The organism is Bacteroides sp. 2201st1_D9_2201SCRN_220225 (assembly GCF_040928965.1).
GTDB lineage: Bacteria > Bacteroidota > Bacteroidia > Bacteroidales > Bacteroidaceae > Bacteroides > Bacteroides stercoris.
In genome coordinates this window covers 43,165-61,666 of the sequence record NZ_JBCODG010000005.1, presented here as the reverse complement: position 1 = coordinate 61,666, position 18,502 = coordinate 43,165, and the positions used below count along the sequence as shown (strand labels likewise).

Genomic DNA, 18,502 nt, shown 5'->3' with positions numbered 1-18,502 from the left:
CTCCCCTACGAAGACACTTACTTAGTAAAAATATCAATAAACTAGAACTAATGAAAACATTAATAAAACCCTTTGTATATATAATATCCGCCTTAATGGTGTTGTCATTCGCGTCTTGTAATGATTTTCTGGACAAAGAACCAGAAGGAAAGGTACCAGAAGAAAAAGTAGACTATACCAATTTAAGTAATATGTATCAACCTGTATCAGGTGTATATGCTAAGATTCGTACTAGTGGTCTTCACTGGGTTATATGGGAAATCACTACCATTCGCGACCAAGACGTATTCAGTGGTCAATGGAATGGTAGCGACTACTACAACCTAAGCGAATATAAATATAATGATTCTTTTTGGGGAATCAATGAATTATGGATGCAATACTATAATATCATCAAAACAGCCAATGCAGCCATCGAGTCATTAGACCTATATGCCGAAAACATAACTAATGACGACGATATGAAAACCTATAAGCAATATCGAGGTGAAGTAATGTTTATGCGCGCTTACGCCTATTATCGTCTAGTTCAGGCATTTGGAGCGGTTACTATCCTTCGTGACAATAATCAAACCGATTTGAGCCGTTCCACCGTCAATGCAGTCTATAAATATGCTTTAGAAGATTTGCAATACGGCATGGACAATATGCCACGTATCCGTCCTAATCAAAGTGAACATAAAGGAGCTGTAACAGCTTTCTCTGCTGCAATGTTAGCTGCCAAGATTCATCTGAATCAAGCTAACTATACCAAGGTGGAGGAATTAACAGACGACATCATCAAGAACGGAAAGTTTACACTCTATCCAGACTTCTATCAGTTGTTCAAAATTCCAGGAAAACTTTGTGACGAATCCATATTCGAATGCCAAATGACCGATTTTGGCAATGGTTCCGGTGACTTAATCGATCCAGGAGAGTGGTTCACTTGCCAAGGTCCCAATAATTCCGGTAGCAATATCAATGGATGGGGGGATTGTGGCATTTTGAAGTCCTTCCGTGATTGGGCTTACGAACGTGGCGAAACTGTGCGTGCCACAACATCATTCTTGTTAGCAGGCTCTACAACTCCAGACGGTGACGTGATCAAGCCACAGATCAATTCTGCAAAAACAGACTGCTGGAATGGAAAGGCCTATACGCCGACCAACCAATTGACTCCGGGACGAACAAAATATGGTACAAACAACAATGTACGAATCTTCCGTTATGCCGATGTACTATTGATGAATGCAGAAGCTAAAATTAAAAATGGCAAAAGTGGTGACAATCCTTTCAATGAAGTCAGAAGACGTGCCAAAATGCCCGAACTTAAGAATGTAACCTTTGAACAAGTCATCGATGAACGTCGTATGGAGTTAGTATGCGAATGGGGCGAACGCTATAACGACCTTGTACGCACGGGCCTAGCAAAGACAGAATTGGTAGGATGGTCTGAAGACAAAGCTCTTTTGCCACTTCCTTTCAACCAATACACTCAGACTCCCGATTTATTAAAAGAACCAAAAGACGAATAAGCCTCATTGGCAAAATCTATATAGTATAACAATCTATTTTCACTTGATATATTTCAAGTTATAAGATATGAAAAAAAGAATATTATTTATAGCCTTTTCTCTATCCACACTCATGGCAATTGCAATGCCGGGAAAAAATAGCCTGAAAAGTACACCTCAGGAAATGGACAAGTTCGTAACAGAACTGATGAAAAAAATGACCATAGAGGAGAAAATAGGCCAGTTAAACCTGCCCGTCACCGGTGAAATCACCACTGGGCAGGCCCGTAACAGCGGCGTAGCCCGACAAATAGAGCAAGGTCTAGTAGGTGGAGTACTCAATCTGAAAGGAGTAGATAAAATACGCGAAGTACAAAAACTAGCCGTAGAGAACTCACGATTAGGTATCCCTCTACTTTTTGGCATGGATGTGGTACATGGTTATGAAACCATATTTCCCATTCCTCTAGGACTTTCATGTAGTTGGAATTTGGCAGCTATTCAAGAATCAGCACGTATTGCTGCTGTAGAAGCTAGTGCTGATGGCATCTGTTGGACATTCAGTCCAATGGTAGATATCAGTAGAGATCCACGCTGGGGACGCGTTAGCGAAGGTAATGGAGAAGACCCCTTTTTAGGTGGAGCAATAGCGCGAGCGATGGTACTAGGCTATCAAGGAGCAAACAATGAACAACAGCTTCAACGCGATGACGAAATTATGGCTTGTGTTAAACACTTTGCCCTTTATGGAGCAGGGGAGGCCGGACGAGACTATAATACTGTAGACATGAGTCGTAATCGCATGTTTAACGAATACTTATACCCTTATCAAGCCGCTGTAGAGGCTGGAGTTAGTAGTGTCATGGCATCCTTCAATGAAGTAGATGGCATACCCGCAACTGCCAATCACTGGCTGATGACTGATGTACTTCGTCGACAATGGAACTTCAATGGATTTGTTGTAACAGATTTCACTGGTATATCCGAAATGGTAGCACATGGCATAGGAGATCTACAAACCGTTTCTGCACGGGCCCTCAATGCAGGTGTAGACATGGACATGGTAAGTGAAGGATTCATAGGGACTCTCAAACAATCTCTTGTACAAGGAAAAATAAGTATGGAAACCTTAAATACGGCTTGCCGACGTATCCTTGAAGCCAAATACAAATTGGGGCTGTTTGATAATCCCTACAAATACTGTGATTTAAAACGCCCTACACGCGACATTTTTACAAAAGCTCATCGAAAGGCTGCCCGGCGAATAGCTGCCGAAAGTTTCGTACTATTAAAAAACGAACCTTTTAATAAAATAGACAAAAACGGCACGACTACCCACTCCCTTTCTCCCCTTCTTCCACTCAAGAAAGAAGGTACAGTTGCTGTTATTGGTCCATTAGGAAACACTCGTAGCAATATGCCAGGTACATGGAGCGTAGCAGCCCGGCTCAATGACTACCCATCCTTATATGAAGGACTGAAGGAAATGTTGGCAGGCAAAGTGAACGTAATCCATGCTAAAGGAAGTAACCTTATAAACGATGCAGCTTATGAAGAGCGCGCTACTATGTTCGGGCGTTCGCTGAATCGCGACCAGCGGACGAACCAAGAAATGCTAGACGAAGCGCTGAAAGTAGCTAATAATGCAGACGTCATTGTAGCTGCTTTAGGCGAAAGTTCCGAAATGAGTGGTGAAAGTTCCTGTCGTACTAATCTTAACCTCCCAGACGTACAACGAACTTTATTGGAAGCCCTACTGAAGACAGGTAAGCCCGTGATACTTACCCTTTTTACTGGACGTCCATTAACACTGACCTGGGAACATAAAAATGTACCCGCTATACTGAATGTATGGTTCGGTGGAAGTGAAGCAGCCTATGCAATTGGAGATGTATTATTCGGTGATGTCAATCCTAGTGGAAAACTGACCATGACTTTCCCTAAAAATGTAGGGCAAATCCCCTTGTTTTACAATCATAAAAACACAGGACGCCCTCTACAAAATGGGAAATGGTTCGAAAAATTCCGCAGCAACTATTTGGATGTAGATAATGATGCGCTCTATCCTTTCGGCTACGGTCTATCATACACAACTTTCCAATATGGAGATATTGTACTGAACACCCCAACCATGAAACAAAACGAAACAATAACAGCTACAATCCAAGTTACAAACAGTGGGAAATACGATGGAGCAGAAGTTGTACAACTTTACATTCGGGATCTTGTGGGAAGTATCACCCGACCAGTACGCGAACTGAAAGGATTTAAAAAAATATTCCTCAAAGCGGGAGAAAGTAAGACTGTTTCTTTCAAAATTACAGCTGATTTGCTCCGATTCTATGACTATGACCTGAAGCAAGTAACCGAACCGGGTGAATTTGATATATTCATTGGTGGAAGTAGTCAGGCTACAAAAACTGCAAGATTGACATTAAAATAACAAAAAATGAAACATTATATTTTTCTACTCTGCTTCAGTGGTCTTCTATCACTGTGTTGTTGCAAAAATCAGTATACTTCCACCGACAAATCGGTGGAAGTAATGACATTTAACATACGTCTGGATGCCCCTTCAGACAGTGCCAACAACTGGAAGTACCGTAAAGAGAATGTTTATCAAATGATTACTTACTATCATCCCGATCTATTAGGTATGCAAGAAGTATGTCATAACCAAATGGAAGACCTGAAACAGGGTCTTCCTCAGTATACAGCCTTAGGCGTAGGACGAGACGATGGAAAAGAAGCCGGTGAATACTGTCCGATATTCTTCAATCCAAATCGGTTCACTCTCCTAAAAAACGGTAATTTCGCACTCAGCGAACATCCTGATTCTATAGGTATAAAAGGATGGGATGCGTCTTATAACCGTATCACTACTTGGGCCATATTAAAAGAAAAAAGAAATGGAAAGGAACTTGTCTTTTTCAATACCCATCTTGACAATGACGGAAAAATAGCACGCAAAGAAAGTGCTCGACTCATTGTACAAAAAATAAAAGAAATTGCTCCGCATATACCTGCCATCCTCACCGGAGATTTCAACTGTACTCCTGATGAAACACCACTACAAGTGTTAGAAGAAAATGGCATGAAGAACTCTCTAAAAACTGCAAATGTAACTTATGGCCCTTCTTGGTCATTCCACGACTTCGGCCGCTTAACAAAAGAGGAATGCACGCTACTTGATTATATATTTACTACTGATAATATCGAAGTAAACCGTTACCGAGTCATTCAGGACGAGCCCAATAATGGTTTTCTTTCTGATCACTATCCTATACTTGTCAAATTAGCTTTCAAATAATTATGAATATCCTATATTCTCTTTTATTCTGCTACCTATTATTAGGATTCTCCCAATGTACAAATATTACAGCTAAGCAAGCCAAAAACCAACTGAGCGACGAAGCATTGCTGGATACTGTACAACACCGCACTTTCCGCTACTTTTGGGAAGGAGCGGAACCCAACAGCGGACTTGCACGCGAACGTATCCACATGGACGGTATCTATCCTGAGAACGACCAAAATATAGTAACTTCCGGAGGAAGTGGTTTCGGCATCATGGCAATATTAGCTGGCATCGATCGTGGTTATGTCACCCGCGAAGAAGGTTTAAAACGCATGGAACGCATCATCACCTTCCTTGAAACAGCCGATCGCTTCCAAGGAGTCTATCCTCATTGGTGGCATGGAGACACTGGTAAAGTAAAACCTTTCGGACAAAAAGACAACGGAGGAGATCTTGTGGAAACAGCTTTCATCATGCAAGCCCTCCTAACTGTACATCAATATTATGTGAACAAAGACAGCTCAAGACAAACTCCAACTGAAAAGGCTCTGACAGAAAGAGAACTTTCACTTGCTACACGTATTGACCAGCTATGGCGTGAAGTAGACTGGAATTTCTACCGACAAAACGGACAAAATGTTCTCTATTGGCACTGGAGTCCCCAATATGCATGGGAGATGAACTTCCCTATACATGGTTACAACGAATGTCTCATCATGTACATACTTGCAGCCGCCTCGCCAACGCACGGAATACCACCAAAAGTCTACCACGAAGGATGGGCAGAGAACGGAGCTATCCTCAGTCCTCACAAAGTGGAAAATATAGAACTGAATTTACGTTATCAAGACTCCAAAGCCGGACCTCTTTTTTGGGCACAATACTCTTTCCTTGGCCTCAACCCCACAAAATTAAAAGACAAATATTGCTCTGATTACTTTAATGAAATGAAAAATTTGACACTTGCCAACCGGGCCTACTGCATCCGCAATCCTAAATGCCATAAAGGATTTGGTAGCGACTGTTGGGGACTGACAGCTAGTTACTCCGTGAACGGGTATGCGGCACATGCACCCAATGAGCACGATGACAAAGGGGTAATTTCTCCTACAGCTGCCCTCTCCTCCATTGTCTATACCCCAGAGTATTCGCTACAAGTAATGCGCCATCTCTATGAAATGGGTGAAAAAGTGTTCGGCCCATATGGATTCTACGATGCTTTCAGCGAGACGGACAATTGGTACCCACAACGTTACCTTGCCATAGACCAAGGGCCTATTGCAGTTATGATAGAAAATTATCGCAGCGGATTGCTATGGAAATTATTCATGAGCCATCCTGACATACAAAAAGGATTACAAAAATTAGGTTTTTCAATAGAAAACTAACATACCCCAATTTAACATCATGAAAATCAATCTTGTCTTACTCACTCTATGTATGCTTGTGCATACATCTTTATTGGCACAAACCAATGAATTACAACGCTCTATCCCAGAAGCCGAAGGTGTTCCATCCGAAGCAGTCATCACGCTATTCGATTCCTTGACAGCTTTACCACACACAGACATCCATAGTGTCATTGTGCTACGTCATGGCAAAGTGATAGGTGAAATTTATCCAACTCCTTTCGCACCTGAATATCGCCATACAATGTACTCTTGCTCCAAAACCTTTGTGGGCGCAGCCGTAGGATTAGCCATTGCAGATAACCGTCTAAGACTGACTGATCGCGTTGTTTCTTTCTTTCCAGAACAATTACCGGACTCCGTTTCAGAGAACTTATCTAACATAACTGTACGCCATCTACTTACAATGACTTCTGGTATCACACCCGATTGGAATATGCGCAACGTTTGTACAAACTGGTTATCCACCTTTCTTGCCAAACCTGTGAAAACCCCTGGAGTGCAGTTTGAATATGATTCTATCAGTACCTATGTGCTTTCTGCTATTATACAAAAAGTAACTGGCATGACACTGTTGGACTATTTGAAACTAAAGCTTTTTAATCCAATGAATATCAAAGAAGTTGCATGGGAAATCAGTCCAGAAGGAATTCATACAGGTGGATGGGGCCTACACATACAAAGTGAATCACTTGCCAAGTTCGGTCTATTACTCCTAAATCAAGGCAAGTGGAAAGGCAAACAACTGCTATCGTCATCATGGATAAAACAAATGACAAGCAAGCAAATGGAAGCGGGAGATGAAGACTATGGCTATCAGATGTGGCTGTGCGACTATCCTGGTGCTGTACGGGCCGATGGCGCATTAGGGCAATACGTACTCATCATGCCGAAAGAAGACATGGTAGTTGTCATTACAGAATGTACGCTAATAAACGGCCGTAATCAGCGCAGATTAGTATGGAACAAACTACTGTCTGCCATAAAGAACCAAGCACTTATACCAGGGAAGGCCTATGCTCGATTGAAAAAGAAGCAAATAAGCTATACACTTCCCACAGTACAAGGAAAAAAACAATCACCATTGGCAACTGCTTATGCCAACCGAACCATTACCCTTGAAACGAACCGATACGGCTGGCAACATCTACATTTATTATTCGGCCCCAAAGAAGTGAATTTGAAAATTGATGATAAAAATGGGACAAGCCATATCCTACCCTTTGGTTACAAACAGTGGTTAACAGGTACAATCAATGCATACCCACCCTATTCCATTACACCTGTAGGTAGCTTTAACGGGCTTGAAAAGACTTTCCACGTAGCAGGTAGTTATGCATGGCTACCGACAGACGACTTACAGCTAAAAGTACATTATGTAGATTGGATTAGCGCTCTTGACATCACATTTCATTTCAACGGTAACAATGTAACATTAACTGTAAAAGAAAATTTTTCTACAAATGAAACCATTCTTAAAGGTAAATTCTAATACATAAAAACGTATCTTTACCCACAGAGAGGAAATTTTCGATATGCTCAAATTCAAACTCCCAACGCAGAAAACAGGGTATTGCTACATTCTTACTGCACTCCCTGTTCTTCTGCCATCATAGAGTGCATATTGGCCAACAACATACCCCCTACTGTGTTTTACCGCAATCTCAATATTTACAAGAGAGGAGAAATAAGAAGCAATCCGTTTTGTAACAGATTAAAATCTTGATTTCATCAATGCTCACTATGACTACGAAGGTTAGCTGGTAGCTATCCACGGACTGGAAAAAGAACCAAAACGTAGCAATTGCTGCCTAAAATGCTTCAACCTACATCTTACAGAAACGGCACGTTATGCTGCCAGCTACGATTTCTCCGTCTTCGCCACTATCCTGGCCTCTTCACTATGGAAAAACCTCGAACAAATTAAACAAGTTCTGTCCGATATATCCCTTATCAACACATAATTTTCCTTTTATATTCTCTAAGAACTTGCTTTGCTTTAGAGGTTCACGTTCATCTGCATTTCCCGAAGTGAACATGAAATTAAGAATTTCCTCCTTATCATTGATAATCAGATACAACTTGAACCCAAATAAGCAGTTCATGGAACACTTCCTCTCTCAGTTCAACAAAACAATTGTAGGAAACTAAACATGCAAACAACTGTTTCAAACGTTTACAGGCATCCCCCTTATAATAAGGGCTGAAGCATCTGAAATCACCAGGATGAAATAAAATAAGAATGGTTATAATCTCAATATCACTCATCCGGTTCTGTTTGTTACAATGCTTGCGGTTACTGTCTTTTACCATATATTTTTCTTGTCACCATGCAAATTCCTTACAGAAATCATCTGCCATATAATAAATTTCTGTAAATCTGTATAAGGAATATAGCTATTTGATATTAAACAAGTTAGAAGGATTACCTTGTTTTGGGGTAATGATTTGGCAACCGTTCTAATTGCCGTGGTCTGCATCGCTTTGCTTGTTTGGGTAACTCTTACGGATGCAAATATACACAAATAAAGCGGACGAAAAGAAGAATATGGCATTTTCCTTTCGTCCGCCTTACATTTAATCAATGATTTCAAAACGTACCAGCATGGAATATTTTTTCTTGATGGTGCGGAAGTTGTCGAATGAAGAAGCATCGGATGACAGGACATTGCTTTGTGCAAACGGGAACATATTATTGCTGCTCCCTTCTTCTACAATACGTATCACGTTACCCAGTCTCTTACCCAACGCCTCCACCAAATAGGTTGCTTTCCGTTGAGCGGCTTTCAGTGCTTCAATCTTCCCCTTTTGGTGATAGGCAAGTATATCCTTGTTCTCCAATTCACCGATGCGCATGGTGTGGATACCTTTCGTATCAATGTGCTTGACGATTTCATTTATCTGATTGAAGTCGGTCAGTGTAATATCAAACTTCTTGGAAACCAAGAAGTCCTGCCCTTGCTGCCGCCAATAATCGCCGATTTCTTCTGTCCGGATAGCATTTTGTGGGATGCCTGCTTGGGCAATGGCTTCTCTCAATCCTTGTTCTATCTCTGCCAAAGGCACTTTGGTGCGGTATTCTTCGGGCTTCGATTTCCCGTCGAATTCTTCCTCGAAGTATTCACGGATTTCAATCAGATAATGGATTCTGTCGGGTACAATTTCTATTTCCGATGTACCTGTCACTTCAATGTACCGTTCATTGGTTTGCGCTTGCAAGGAAAAGGTTGCCAATAGACTGATAATGAATACTGATAATCTTGTTTTCATAAAGCTATTTGATTTCAAATTCTGCACTTAATTCTATATACTCTCTTTTCGCGGAGAACGATTTACATATCCGGTATTTCCCTTTGGGAAGATAATAGTACCTGCCGACGGGGAAACGAAAGCAATACAATAAAGGTGCTTTTTGCTTGTTAAACCCATCATCAAACCAACTTCTGTCACCTTTTGTTTTAGCTATACCCCATTCTTTCCCGTTCCATTGTTCTAATTTCCAACCTCTTCCATACATCAGCGAAACAGGTGTCGGGTTTGCAACGAACACATTAACGATTTGTACATTCTCCCCATAAACAGAACATTCCGTCCACATGGAAACTGGTTTGTCTTTGTACTTGTCCGACAAATCTTCGACATACCAAAGGTAACACTCTGGCGTATCATAGATGACGGTGTCTTTATCCGCTGATACAACTTGGATGCTTGTAACCGTATCGTTTCCTCCAATGATAGCCAATTCTTTGTCCGGTGTTGCTTCCGGCTGGAACTGTTGCCGCTTGTTGGTGCAACTCAGGCAAACGGCACTTGATAACATTGCTACTAAAATTATAGTTCTCATTGTATAATCTCTCCTTTCTTGTTAATATATTGCCATTTATCACTTACCCATTCGCGATGCTCTCCGTCAAATATCGCTTTCTCTTCTCCTGTAAATGTAACTTTTGCTTTGCCGTTCTTGAATGGGAAAGCAAATTTGAATTGAGGTTCAATGACTACATTGCCCAAAGAATCGGCAAAACCTATCAGTTCGTTCTCATCCGTGATACGGAAAAGTCCTTCACGGATATAATCGGGTCCGTTATCGCATTTGAACACAGAGAACAATTCTTGGCCTTGATTGTTTATGCAAACAATCCGTGCGTCCTGCTTGTTCTCATACACAAAACCGATGTCCCGTATAGTGTCTGTTTCGCAGAATTTGTATTTGCCGTATGGCACAATGGTATCGCCTTGTTCATTCAAATAGCATATAGGGACATCGACCTCAAGACGTTCTTCAGTTGTGTGGGCAATCAAACACCTGTCCTTCTTAAAAATTATAGGTATAGTCCATACAGATTCCCTATATTCTCCTTTCCCGTAGTAATTGATGGTAGGCATCCAGCGGGGCATCTTTCTGATGATGTTCAATACTTGATTATCCCAATCTTCAATGCTACAGCTTCGCAGGGTTTTGGCTTCATATACTTCCCCATACGAGTTAATCCGCACCGTATAGATGCCTCTCACCTGCTTCTTGTCCCCCAACAGCGCTGGGTCATATACCAGCCGTTGGGTGATATACTCTTGTGCAGACCACGGCTTCGCTTCTTGGAAATAAGCGACTGTTTCCCATTCAACGAAGCACTGTTTCAATTCTTCTTCCGCAATGCTGTCCGCCTTTATCCTATCCCTATAGTGTTGGGGCAAGAAAGGCACATACACCGTATAGAAACATTCCATCCGCTTGCCGTCCTTATCCCTGCATGGTAAGCAATGCGGCAATTCCCTTGTCAGTCGGATAACTTCTTTGTCGAATTTTTTATGTATGGTGGTCAATATATTAATGCCGCGCGATAACCCTAATGTATCGATAGAGAACATAACTACGGAATATCCGGCTTGGTTCTTCTTCAATAGCTCTTCGGGATAAACCATTTGGGAAGTGTAATATTTCTCCAAATCGTAATCCCATTTCGCCCATCGGGGAGGCTCTATGGTTGACAAGTCTTTGATTGGCTTTCCGGATATTGAGGCAATGCCCTTGTTCCAGATGTCCTCTTTGCGCCAGATACTGTCCAGCCGATTTTCATTCTCACGCATCTTTGCAGGCGAATTAACGATATTGATGTATTTCACCGCCCCAACACCTATTGTCATCCTTTCCGGCAAGTAAAGGATAACCAGTGTACTGTCTGTGAGTTCGAGTATTTTATATTGTTTACGGTCATACGTTTTGATGGTATCACCGCATATCCCGTAGGAGGTTTCAATCGTGTCTGTTTTCCCCTTGTACAAGAATGTAGACCTCCAAACATGGTCGCGAAACTCCATTTCCGTGACATATTGTTTTTCGTCCGGCAATTTTGCCCGCCAGATTTTGTTTTCCAATAAGACAAGCGTGTCTCCCTGAACGGTGTTTTCTTGTGCTTGGACAACACAGACGGTCGCAAGTAAAAGTATGAAGGCGAAGAATCTTTTCATGACACGATACATTGATAATATGACAAAAATAGCGAAAAGGAATAACCTAATCAATTATTAGACTATTCCTTTCCCGTTAGGTTTAAGCAAATTAACTCTTATTGTCGAAGACTTTTCCTGCTTCGAGGTGATATGACAGTCTTTCGCATGGATGCGTATAGCCTATCGAACTGCTCCCTGAACCATTCACCAATCAATTGCCCGTTGATGGCAAGTGCAAGTTTAGAGCTGTCTTTCGGGTCTTTCACCATTTGGAAGCCAGCCTTCTCGGTCTTGAACTTCCGTTTGTGTTCCTCCGAATAGAGTTCGCCCTCGTAGAATAGCGGCTTGCCACTGATGAGCGTAGCGGTCTGCCTCTCGTTGAAACCGACTTTAAGGCAGAACTTCTCCATATACACCAATTCTTGGAACAGCGGAAACCATGTTTGGGCTTTTGAAATGATGGATTTCAAAAATGATACCTTCTTTTGGTGTTCCGCTTCCTTGTCCGTTATTTCCTTCCGATGCTTGGCTTGCATTTCCATAAGCTGGCGGTTGTGTTCCTCCTGCTGCCACTCAATCTGTTGCTGCAATAGTTCTATTCTCTCGTCACGGGCTGCAACCTCGCTTTGCAGGGCATGATTGTCGGCTTCCAACTCCTTGAGTTTGCCGCTGCCGAAAAGAGAGCCGACCTTTGCCACAAGTGCGGTCTTAGCTTCCGTCTTGGCGGCTTCCAGCTTCTCCGACTTGATTTCCCGTTTCACTTCGTCAAGCTGTTGTTCCGCCTGTCGCTGTTCGGTCTGCAACTGCTGCACGTTGGCTTCCAGTTCTCCCGTATGCCGTTTCAAATCACGGTAGTATTGGGCGGTTGTCGTATGGCGTGCTTCCGAGCCACGCACACCACGTTGCAAGCCATATTTCTCCATTGCTTTTGCGTAACTGTCGTGGTAGGCAACGAGTTTATCACGTGTCAGCACGTCATCGGCACACAGGCGCACGGTATTGGCTTTCTTGCGGTACGAGCGTTTACCTTCCGTCTGCTTTTTCTTGGCTTTCCTGCGCTCTCCTGTTACTATCGGTACAACAGTGGCATGAATGTGCGGTGTGTGCTCATCCATGTGCAGGACTGCCGAAACGGTATTTTCCTTGCCGAAGGTGCGATGAAGCCATTGAAGGTTGTCATCACACCATTCGTCAAGTCTGCCCTCGTCCTGTATTTTCATCATATCCTCGTGCGTACCCGAAAGCACGATTCTGATTGCCCGTACTTGGTCGGGGGTTATCTTACGTTTGATGCCTGCCGTACGGATACGGTGGCTTATTGCTTCGGTACGGTCGGACACTCCATCGGGAAACTCCACCAGTTCACGGTTGAGATGTGTACGTGTAGGGTCTGCGTTCTTGGGTATGGTCTTACGTTCTATGTGGTCGGATGCGCCCGTGTCAGCCGAGCCTTTCGCTTTGTTGATTTGAATGCTTATATATCCCATGCTTGTTTTTCGTTTTCAGGTTTGACAAATTGGTTTGTTGGTTCCCGTCTGCTGCGGTCATGCCGCATGGCAAACGGGGGTGTCCAGAGGGGTGTAACCCCGTTGGCTCATTGGGGCGTTTTTAGCTGTGCTTGCACTGCGTAAAGAAAATGCCCTAATGAGCTATGGCTTTTCTGTTCTCAAAAGCCTGTGAGAGTACCAGCGGTATAGGCAGACCTTTTGATATGATACGCCTTTCCTTGTCGGCTGGTCGGACAGCAGGTAGGTCGGATGTCAGACCAGCCTGCGGATAGTGGCATTTCCTTCCGTTCGTATGTCCGGCAGACTTGTTGGTGGATAAAAATCCGATGAATTGATGAGTTGATAGGATAATAGACTGATAACCATAATGATATACATTCATCATTGTTTCATCAAACCGCTCGCCAAAAGAAAAGTGATGTAGAGTGCGGTGTGTCCTTTCTCTTTTCATCAGCCCGATTCTCTTGTTGAAAGGTTGATGAAGACGTAAGTTGCTGTTTCTCTTTATGTTTATATATACTTTCATCATTTCATCAAAATATCAGAATTTTTCCAGTTGTGTTTTGTTTATTGTGTAGTAACGTCCTATTCCTCTTATCGGTGAATAATGACAATCCCGATTTACAATCTTGTAGAGAGTTGTACCTACGCAAATGATTTCTTTTTTTCTTCATGTTCTTGATACAGGTTTTAGTGCTGCCTACATTCTGTCGGCAACGGGTTAAACATGATTGCAAAGCTACGGAAGTGTCGGTAAAATCTTGATACGCAAATCTATGCGGAACGGCGCAAAACAGGTCATGCAAAAAGAAAATGCAGTATAAACGGGTGGCTCTTTCAGGTAAAAGGAGATAAAAAAGCCCGAAGTCGTGGAATATGCACTTCTTCGGGGACTGGTTGTTGCAGATAATTACAGATTGACTGACGCACTGATTAACGGATTTAATGACTTCATGTCGTCACTACGTCAGATTAAACCGTTAATCATCAAATGGCTGAACATAAAAAGTTCATTCTAACATTCATTCGACATCCTGTTATTCATTGACACCAGCAGGACTTGTTTTTCTTTTCGGCGGCACAATCTTTCCAGCAGTGCATTGCGAACCGTTGCGGCACCTGACGTGTCAATGCGGAAAGCGAGTGCCACCACCATCGGCAAGGCATACATGTCCGCATAATAGCCGTTGGGCAGCTTGATACGTTTTTCAGCTTCAAGAGGATTAAAAACTCTACACTTGTACACGGCACGAATGGCGGCACGGAGCGTCGGGGCGATTACCCCGAACAGCTCTACCAGCTCCATTTCATTCATCCATATATTACCTGTATCGGATGGTATGGTAATTCTACCATAGCTGTCCGTTGTGATTATTTCCCGTTTCATATCCCTGCCATTTTCACGTTTCCGAATGATTTGCTCAGTTTGTCGCCCAGCATCGTGAGGTCATTATCCAATTTCTGCACGGTTATCTTCGCATAGATTTGCGTGGTCTCAATGTTCGTATGCCCCAAAATACGGCTGACGCTCTCGATTGGCATCCCTTTGCTGAGAGCCAGGGTCGCAAACCCGTGCCTTGAGCAATGAAAGCTGATTTTCTTGGTGATGCCGCATTCCTTTATCATCTTTCCCATACGCTTGCATATTGACCAATAGTTGAGATTGGGGAATACAAGATTGTTTTCCTGAAAAGCCTTGTAACGCTCGATTATCTGCAAGGGAATATCCAGCAGCTTCACCTGAAACGGTACACCCGTCTTGTGTCGTTTGGAAATAATCCATTTCTCACCGTTCACTTCCACAATCTGGTCGTTGCTTAATTCCTTTATATCCACGAATGAGAGGGCGGTAAAACTGGCGAAAACAAAAATATCACGGAGATAGGAGTTCTTGGGGTCTTTGAACTGAAATTCCATCAATGTTTTTAACTCATTCTCCGTCAGATATTCACGCTCTTTCGTGTTCGGGCTTATATGGAACTGGGCAAACGGATTCCTCGGTATATGTCCGTTGAAATGCGCCCGCATCACCACACCTTTCAGCCACATGCAGTTTTCCCATATCGAACCGTTGTGCAGTCCGGCTTCGTTGGAAAGGAACACGGCGAACTCCTTGATGAAGTCGGGCGTAAGTTCAGGCATGGAGATGTCGTTCCGCTTGTAATGTGACCTGATGAATGCCGCCACATGGTTTCTTGCCCGTACCCTTGCCATATAGGTTGCCCTGCCCCTGTCTTTTCCGACACGCTTCTTGAACACTTCATTTTCCTTGTCGAAAGCACCGAGCAACGTTTCATACTCACCGCCCAATCCCTGATAGGCATTGCGTACCATTTCTGCCGTTACATAGGCTTCACGGTCGGATATGCGCTGGTAATGCTTGATGATTTGAGCCTTGATGTTGTCAAGCGCAAGATTGGTTTCCCTCGCTTCCATACTCTTGCCCTTTGCCTTGTTCCCTTTGGCATCCCAAAGCTCTTTCGGGATAGCTCGCTTGCAGCTGAACTGTGCTACCGTTCCGTTGATTGTAACTCGTCCCATGATGGGGACAATTCCGTTCTTTTCCTTACTGCCGTTCACGTAGAACAGCACCTTGAATGTGCTTCTTGCCATACTCGTTTCTTTTTGGTTGCAAAACTATAAATCAACGAGTTACCTATTGATAAGCAAAGCTGCGCAGAACGCCGCAAAATGAAACAGGGATTGTTAAATCTGCACTTTCATCGGGTAATGATTAGGAAACCGTTCTTTTGCTTTAATCTGCTTTAAGACGGTTTTCAACTGTCTGCCCAACTTCTGCGTTTTTCTTCTAACTCCCTAATTATCAAATCCTGTTGCGTTAATCTGCTGCAATTCGGCGGATATTCCAGAGATTTTGCGTAATTTTGGACTTTGGGAACATAGCGGTAATCGTTTAAATGTTATAATTAAATACTATAAATTTAATACTTTTTCTCTATATTCCTATTATTCAATAAGATATTTATTGAATAATATCGAACTGACATTAAATACATAAATTATGAAAAACTTATTCGACATTAAAAACAAAGTAATCGTCATAACAGGCGGTTGTGGCATTTTAGGAAAAAACATCGCCAACTATCTGGCCGAGCAAGGAGCTAAAATCGTGATTCTGGACCGTGTGGAAGAGGCAGGCAGGGAACTGGAAGCCGAACTTAACCGAAAGTCCGAAGCCCTGTTTCTCGTAACCGACGTACTGAACAAGGAAGTGCTGGAAGAAAACAAGAAAGCCATCCTCGAACACTTCGGCACTATCGATGTGCTGCTGAACGCTGCAGGCGGCAACATGCCGGGCGCTACCATCGCTCCGGACAAGACCGTGCTCGACCTCGATGTGGACGCATTCCGCAAAGTGGTAGACCTGAACCTCTTCGGTACGGTGCTTCCCACCATGGTGTTCGTAGACGTCATGGCAAAGAACAAGAAAGGCGCCATCGTTAATTTCTGCTCCGAATCCGCCCTTCGTCCGCTGACGCGCGTGGTAGGTTACGGTTCCGCCAAAGCGGCCATCGGCAATTATACACGCTATATGGCGACCGAACTGGCAACCAAATTCAGCCCCGAACTCCGCGTGAACGCCATTGTTCCGGGATTCCTGCTCACCAACCAGAACCGTGCGCTGCTCACCAACCCCGACGGTTCGTACACAGACCGTGCAAAGACCATCATCGCCCACACTCCATGCGGACGCTTTGCCGAACCGGAAGAACTGTTCGGAACCATCCACTACCTCATCAGTGATGCTTCCAGCTTCGTGACCGGGGCACTCTCGGTGGTGGACGGCGGTTTCGACGCATTCTCCATCTGATGAAATCCGTGAGGGTATGCCAAAACTAAAACTCACTGGCTATTTGTTTCTTTTTTAGGGCGGATTACACGGATTTCACGGAAAAGGGATAAAATAAATCCGTGTCTATCCGTGTAATCCGTGCCTAAAAAAGAAATCATCAAGTGTATTTTGGTACATCCTCATTCATAATAGACAGACATATACTTTATAAACTTATACCATTACAATATGATACTTTGTGAACAAACCTGGCGCTGGTACGGTCCTAACGACCCCGTCAGCCTATGGGACATCAGACAGGCCGGAGCCACCGGCATCGTGAACGCCCTGCACCACATCCCCAACGGCGAGGTGTGGACGGTGGAAGAAATCATGAAACGCAAGGAGATGATTGAAGCCGCAGGTCTCCGCTGGTCGGTCGTTGAAAGCGTACCCGTACACGAGCACATCAAGACGCAGACCGGAGATTTCCAACGGTATATCGACAACTACAAGGAAAGCCTGCGCAACCTCGGCAAATGCGGTGTGAACATCGTGACGTACAACTTCATGCCCGTACTGGACTGGACGCGTACCGACCTTGCCTACGAGCTTCCCGACGGCAGCCGCGCCCTGCGCTTCGAACGCGCGGCCTTCATCGCTTTCGACCTCTTCCTGCTGAAGCGCCCCGGTGCGGAAGCCGATTACACCGACGCGGAAAAGGCCAGGGCCAAAGCCCGCTTCGAGCAGATGACGGAAGACGACAGGCAGTTGCTGGTACACAACATGATTGCCGGCCTGCCCGGTTCGGAAGAGAGCTTTACCTTGGAGCAGTTCCAGAAAGAGCTTGACCGCTATAAGGATATCACCCCCGAAAAGCTGCGCTCCAACCTGATATATTTCCTCAGCGAAATCTGTCCCGTTGCCGACGAGGCCGGCGTCGAGCTGGTGATCCATCCGGACGACCCGCCCTGCTCAATCCTGGGCCTGCCGCGTATCATGAGCTGTGGCGCCGATTTCCAGGCTCTGATTGACGCTGTTCCCAACAAGAGCAACGGTCTGTGCCTGTGCACCGGTTCTTTGGGCGTAAGCAGCGCCAATGACTGTGCCGCCCTGATAGAGCAGTTCGGCGACCGCATCAACTTCGTGCACCTGCGCAGCACGCAACGCGATGAGGAAGGCAACTTCTACGAAGCCAACCATCTGGAAGGCAACGTCGATATGTACCATGTGATGAAGGCTTTCCTCGAGCTGCAGCAGCGCCGTAAGGTTTCCATTCCGATGCGTCCCGACCACGGTCACCAGATGGTGGATGACTTGAAGAAGAAAACCAACCCGGGGTACTCCTGCATCGGCCGTCTGAGAGGATTGGCAGAGCTGAGAGGACTGGAAATGGGAATCGCCAAATCCTTGTTTGAATAAGGAATTCCTTTAAAAACGTGCTAAAAGCCATTCAACTGCAATGATACTGCGATTGAATGGCTTTTTTATAACCTGATACCCCATATTGAGAAATTCTTTCCTATATTTGCCCCTTGAACCCCCAA

At 44.0% G+C, this 18,502-nt stretch carries 15 protein-coding genes and 2 pseudogenes; 9 read left to right on the top strand and 8 right to left on the bottom strand.

Annotated elements, in window-relative coordinates:
* Positions 1 to 50 precede the first annotated feature (50 nt).
* The 6 genes and pseudogenes from AB5903_RS02655 to AB5903_RS02630 form a co-directional block, all read left to right on the top strand.
* Complete coding sequence (locus AB5903_RS02655; protein ID WP_016661024.1) at positions 51 to 1,517, top strand: RagB/SusD family nutrient uptake outer membrane protein; 1,467 nt, start codon at positions 51 to 53, stop codon at positions 1,515 to 1,517.
* A 67-nt stretch (positions 1,518 to 1,584) separates the two neighbouring features.
* The gene (gene bglX / locus AB5903_RS02650) at positions 1,585 to 3,939 is read left to right on the top strand and encodes a beta-glucosidase BglX (RefSeq protein ID WP_217733688.1); all 2,355 of its coding nucleotides are present in this window, start codon (positions 1,585 to 1,587) and stop codon (positions 3,937 to 3,939) included.
* Positions 3,940 to 3,945: 6 nt separating this feature from the next.
* The gene (locus AB5903_RS02645) at positions 3,946 to 4,806 is read left to right on the top strand and encodes an endonuclease/exonuclease/phosphatase family protein (RefSeq protein ID WP_016661022.1); all 861 of its coding nucleotides are present in this window, start codon (positions 3,946 to 3,948) and stop codon (positions 4,804 to 4,806) included.
* Between the two features lie 2 nt (positions 4,807 to 4,808).
* Entirely contained in the window at positions 4,809 to 6,182 is a 1,374-nt protein-coding gene (locus tag AB5903_RS02640; RefSeq protein ID WP_016661021.1) for a glucoamylase family protein, read from the top strand.
* A 19-nt stretch (positions 6,183 to 6,201) separates the two neighbouring features.
* Positions 6,202 to 7,695 (top strand): 3-succinylated cholic acid synthase, encoded by a 1,494-nt coding sequence (bas-suc, locus tag AB5903_RS02635; RefSeq protein WP_016661020.1) that lies wholly within the window; start codon positions 6,202 to 6,204, stop codon positions 7,693 to 7,695.
* Between the two features lie 81 nt (positions 7,696 to 7,776).
* Positions 7,777 to 8,134, top strand: a pseudogene (locus AB5903_RS02630) (epoxyqueuosine reductase QueH); the annotation flags it as partial.
* Here the strand turns inward: AB5903_RS02630 and AB5903_RS02625 are convergent.
* The 6 genes and pseudogenes from AB5903_RS02625 to AB5903_RS02600 form a co-directional block, all read right to left on the bottom strand.
* Positions 8,120 to 8,564: pseudogene (locus AB5903_RS02625) on the bottom strand (transposase); the annotation flags it as partial. The pseudogenes AB5903_RS02630 and AB5903_RS02625 overlap by 15 nt on opposite strands.
* Before the next feature lie 216 nt (positions 8,565 to 8,780).
* Positions 8,781 to 9,473: an SIMPL domain-containing protein gene (locus AB5903_RS02620; RefSeq protein WP_118034412.1), complete on the bottom strand. Its 693-nt coding sequence runs from the start codon at positions 9,471 to 9,473 to the stop codon at positions 8,781 to 8,783.
* 4 nt (positions 9,474 to 9,477) lie between these two features.
* On the bottom strand, positions 9,478 to 10,047 hold the full coding sequence (locus AB5903_RS02615) for an immunoglobulin-like domain-containing protein (protein ID WP_118034411.1): 570 nt from the start codon (positions 10,045 to 10,047) through the stop codon (positions 9,478 to 9,480).
* Positions 10,044 to 11,672, bottom strand: a complete 1,629-nt coding sequence (locus AB5903_RS02610; protein ID WP_178269911.1) for a WG repeat-containing protein — start codon at positions 11,670 to 11,672, stop codon at positions 10,044 to 10,046. Before AB5903_RS02610 ends, AB5903_RS02615 begins: the two co-directional genes overlap by 4 nt.
* A gap of 98 nt (positions 11,673 to 11,770) precedes the next feature.
* Positions 11,771 to 13,141 (bottom strand): MobV family relaxase, encoded by a 1,371-nt coding sequence (gene mobV / locus AB5903_RS02605; RefSeq protein ID WP_178269910.1) that lies wholly within the window; start codon positions 13,139 to 13,141, stop codon positions 11,771 to 11,773.
* A 154-nt stretch (positions 13,142 to 13,295) separates the two neighbouring features.
* Entirely contained in the window at positions 13,296 to 13,613 is a 318-nt protein-coding gene (locus AB5903_RS02600; RefSeq protein ID WP_178269909.1) for a hypothetical protein, read from the bottom strand.
* A 418-nt stretch (positions 13,614 to 14,031) separates the two neighbouring features.
* Here AB5903_RS02600 and AB5903_RS02595 point away from each other — a divergent pair, with 418 nt between their 5' ends.
* Complete coding sequence (locus AB5903_RS02595) at positions 14,032 to 14,181, top strand: hypothetical protein (RefSeq protein ID WP_178269908.1); 150 nt, start codon at positions 14,032 to 14,034, stop codon at positions 14,179 to 14,181.
* On the opposite strand, the gene AB5903_RS02590 is transcribed toward AB5903_RS02595, so the two are convergent.
* A complete protein-coding gene (locus AB5903_RS02590; RefSeq protein WP_178269907.1) occupies positions 14,178 to 14,549 on the bottom strand; it encodes a hypothetical protein in 372 nt (123 codons plus the stop codon). The genes AB5903_RS02595 and AB5903_RS02590 overlap by 4 nt on opposite strands.
* Entirely contained in the window at positions 14,546 to 15,775 is a 1,230-nt protein-coding gene (locus tag AB5903_RS02585) for a site-specific integrase (RefSeq protein WP_195657818.1), read from the bottom strand. The genes AB5903_RS02590 and AB5903_RS02585 overlap by 4 nt, the downstream gene beginning before the upstream one ends.
* Positions 15,776 to 16,184: 409 nt before the next feature.
* Between AB5903_RS02585 and AB5903_RS02580 the strand changes: the two genes are divergently transcribed.
* Together AB5903_RS02580 and uxuA are read left to right on the top strand one after the other, a co-directional pair.
* Positions 16,185 to 16,994, top strand: coding sequence for an SDR family oxidoreductase (locus AB5903_RS02580; RefSeq protein WP_195657817.1), 810 nt, complete (start codon positions 16,185 to 16,187; stop codon positions 16,992 to 16,994).
* 210 nt (positions 16,995 to 17,204) lie between these two features.
* Complete coding sequence (gene uxuA, locus AB5903_RS02575; RefSeq protein WP_195657816.1) at positions 17,205 to 18,377, top strand: mannonate dehydratase; 1,173 nt, start codon at positions 17,205 to 17,207, stop codon at positions 18,375 to 18,377.
* The last annotated feature ends 125 nt before the right edge of the window (positions 18,378 to 18,502 follow it).

Excerpts from the sequence above, each read along its gene's own strand:
- bglX (WP_217733688.1), top strand. The coding sequence starts at position 1,585 with ATGAAAAAAAGAATATTATTTATAGCCTTTTCTCTATCCACACTCATG.
- uxuA (WP_195657816.1), top strand. The coding sequence starts at position 17,205 with ATGATACTTTGTGAACAAACCTGGCGCTGGTACGGTCCTAACGACCCC.
- AB5903_RS02645 (WP_016661022.1), top strand. The coding sequence starts at position 3,946 with ATGAAACATTATATTTTTCTACTCTGCTTCAGTGGTCTTCTATCACTG.
- AB5903_RS02585 (WP_195657818.1), bottom strand. The coding sequence starts at position 15,775 with ATGGCAAGAAGCACATTCAAGGTGCTGTTCTACGTGAACGGCAGTAAG.
- bas-suc (WP_016661020.1), top strand. The coding sequence starts at position 6,202 with ATGAAAATCAATCTTGTCTTACTCACTCTATGTATGCTTGTGCATACA.
- AB5903_RS02655 (WP_016661024.1), top strand. The coding sequence starts at position 51 with ATGAAAACATTAATAAAACCCTTTGTATATATAATATCCGCCTTAATG.
- AB5903_RS02610 (WP_178269911.1), bottom strand. The coding sequence starts at position 11,672 with ATGAAAAGATTCTTCGCCTTCATACTTTTACTTGCGACCGTCTGTGTT.
- AB5903_RS02615 (WP_118034411.1), bottom strand. The coding sequence starts at position 10,047 with ATGAGAACTATAATTTTAGTAGCAATGTTATCAAGTGCCGTTTGCCTG.
- AB5903_RS02590 (WP_178269907.1), bottom strand. The coding sequence starts at position 14,549 with ATGAAACGGGAAATAATCACAACGGACAGCTATGGTAGAATTACCATA.
- AB5903_RS02600 (WP_178269909.1), bottom strand. The coding sequence starts at position 13,613 with ATGAAAAGAGAAAGGACACACCGCACTCTACATCACTTTTCTTTTGGC.
- AB5903_RS02580 (WP_195657817.1), top strand. The coding sequence starts at position 16,185 with ATGAAAAACTTATTCGACATTAAAAACAAAGTAATCGTCATAACAGGC.
- mobV (WP_178269910.1), bottom strand. The coding sequence starts at position 13,141 with ATGGGATATATAAGCATTCAAATCAACAAAGCGAAAGGCTCGGCTGAC.
- AB5903_RS02620 (WP_118034412.1), bottom strand. The coding sequence starts at position 9,473 with ATGAAAACAAGATTATCAGTATTCATTATCAGTCTATTGGCAACCTTT.
- AB5903_RS02640 (WP_016661021.1), top strand. The coding sequence starts at position 4,809 with ATGAATATCCTATATTCTCTTTTATTCTGCTACCTATTATTAGGATTC.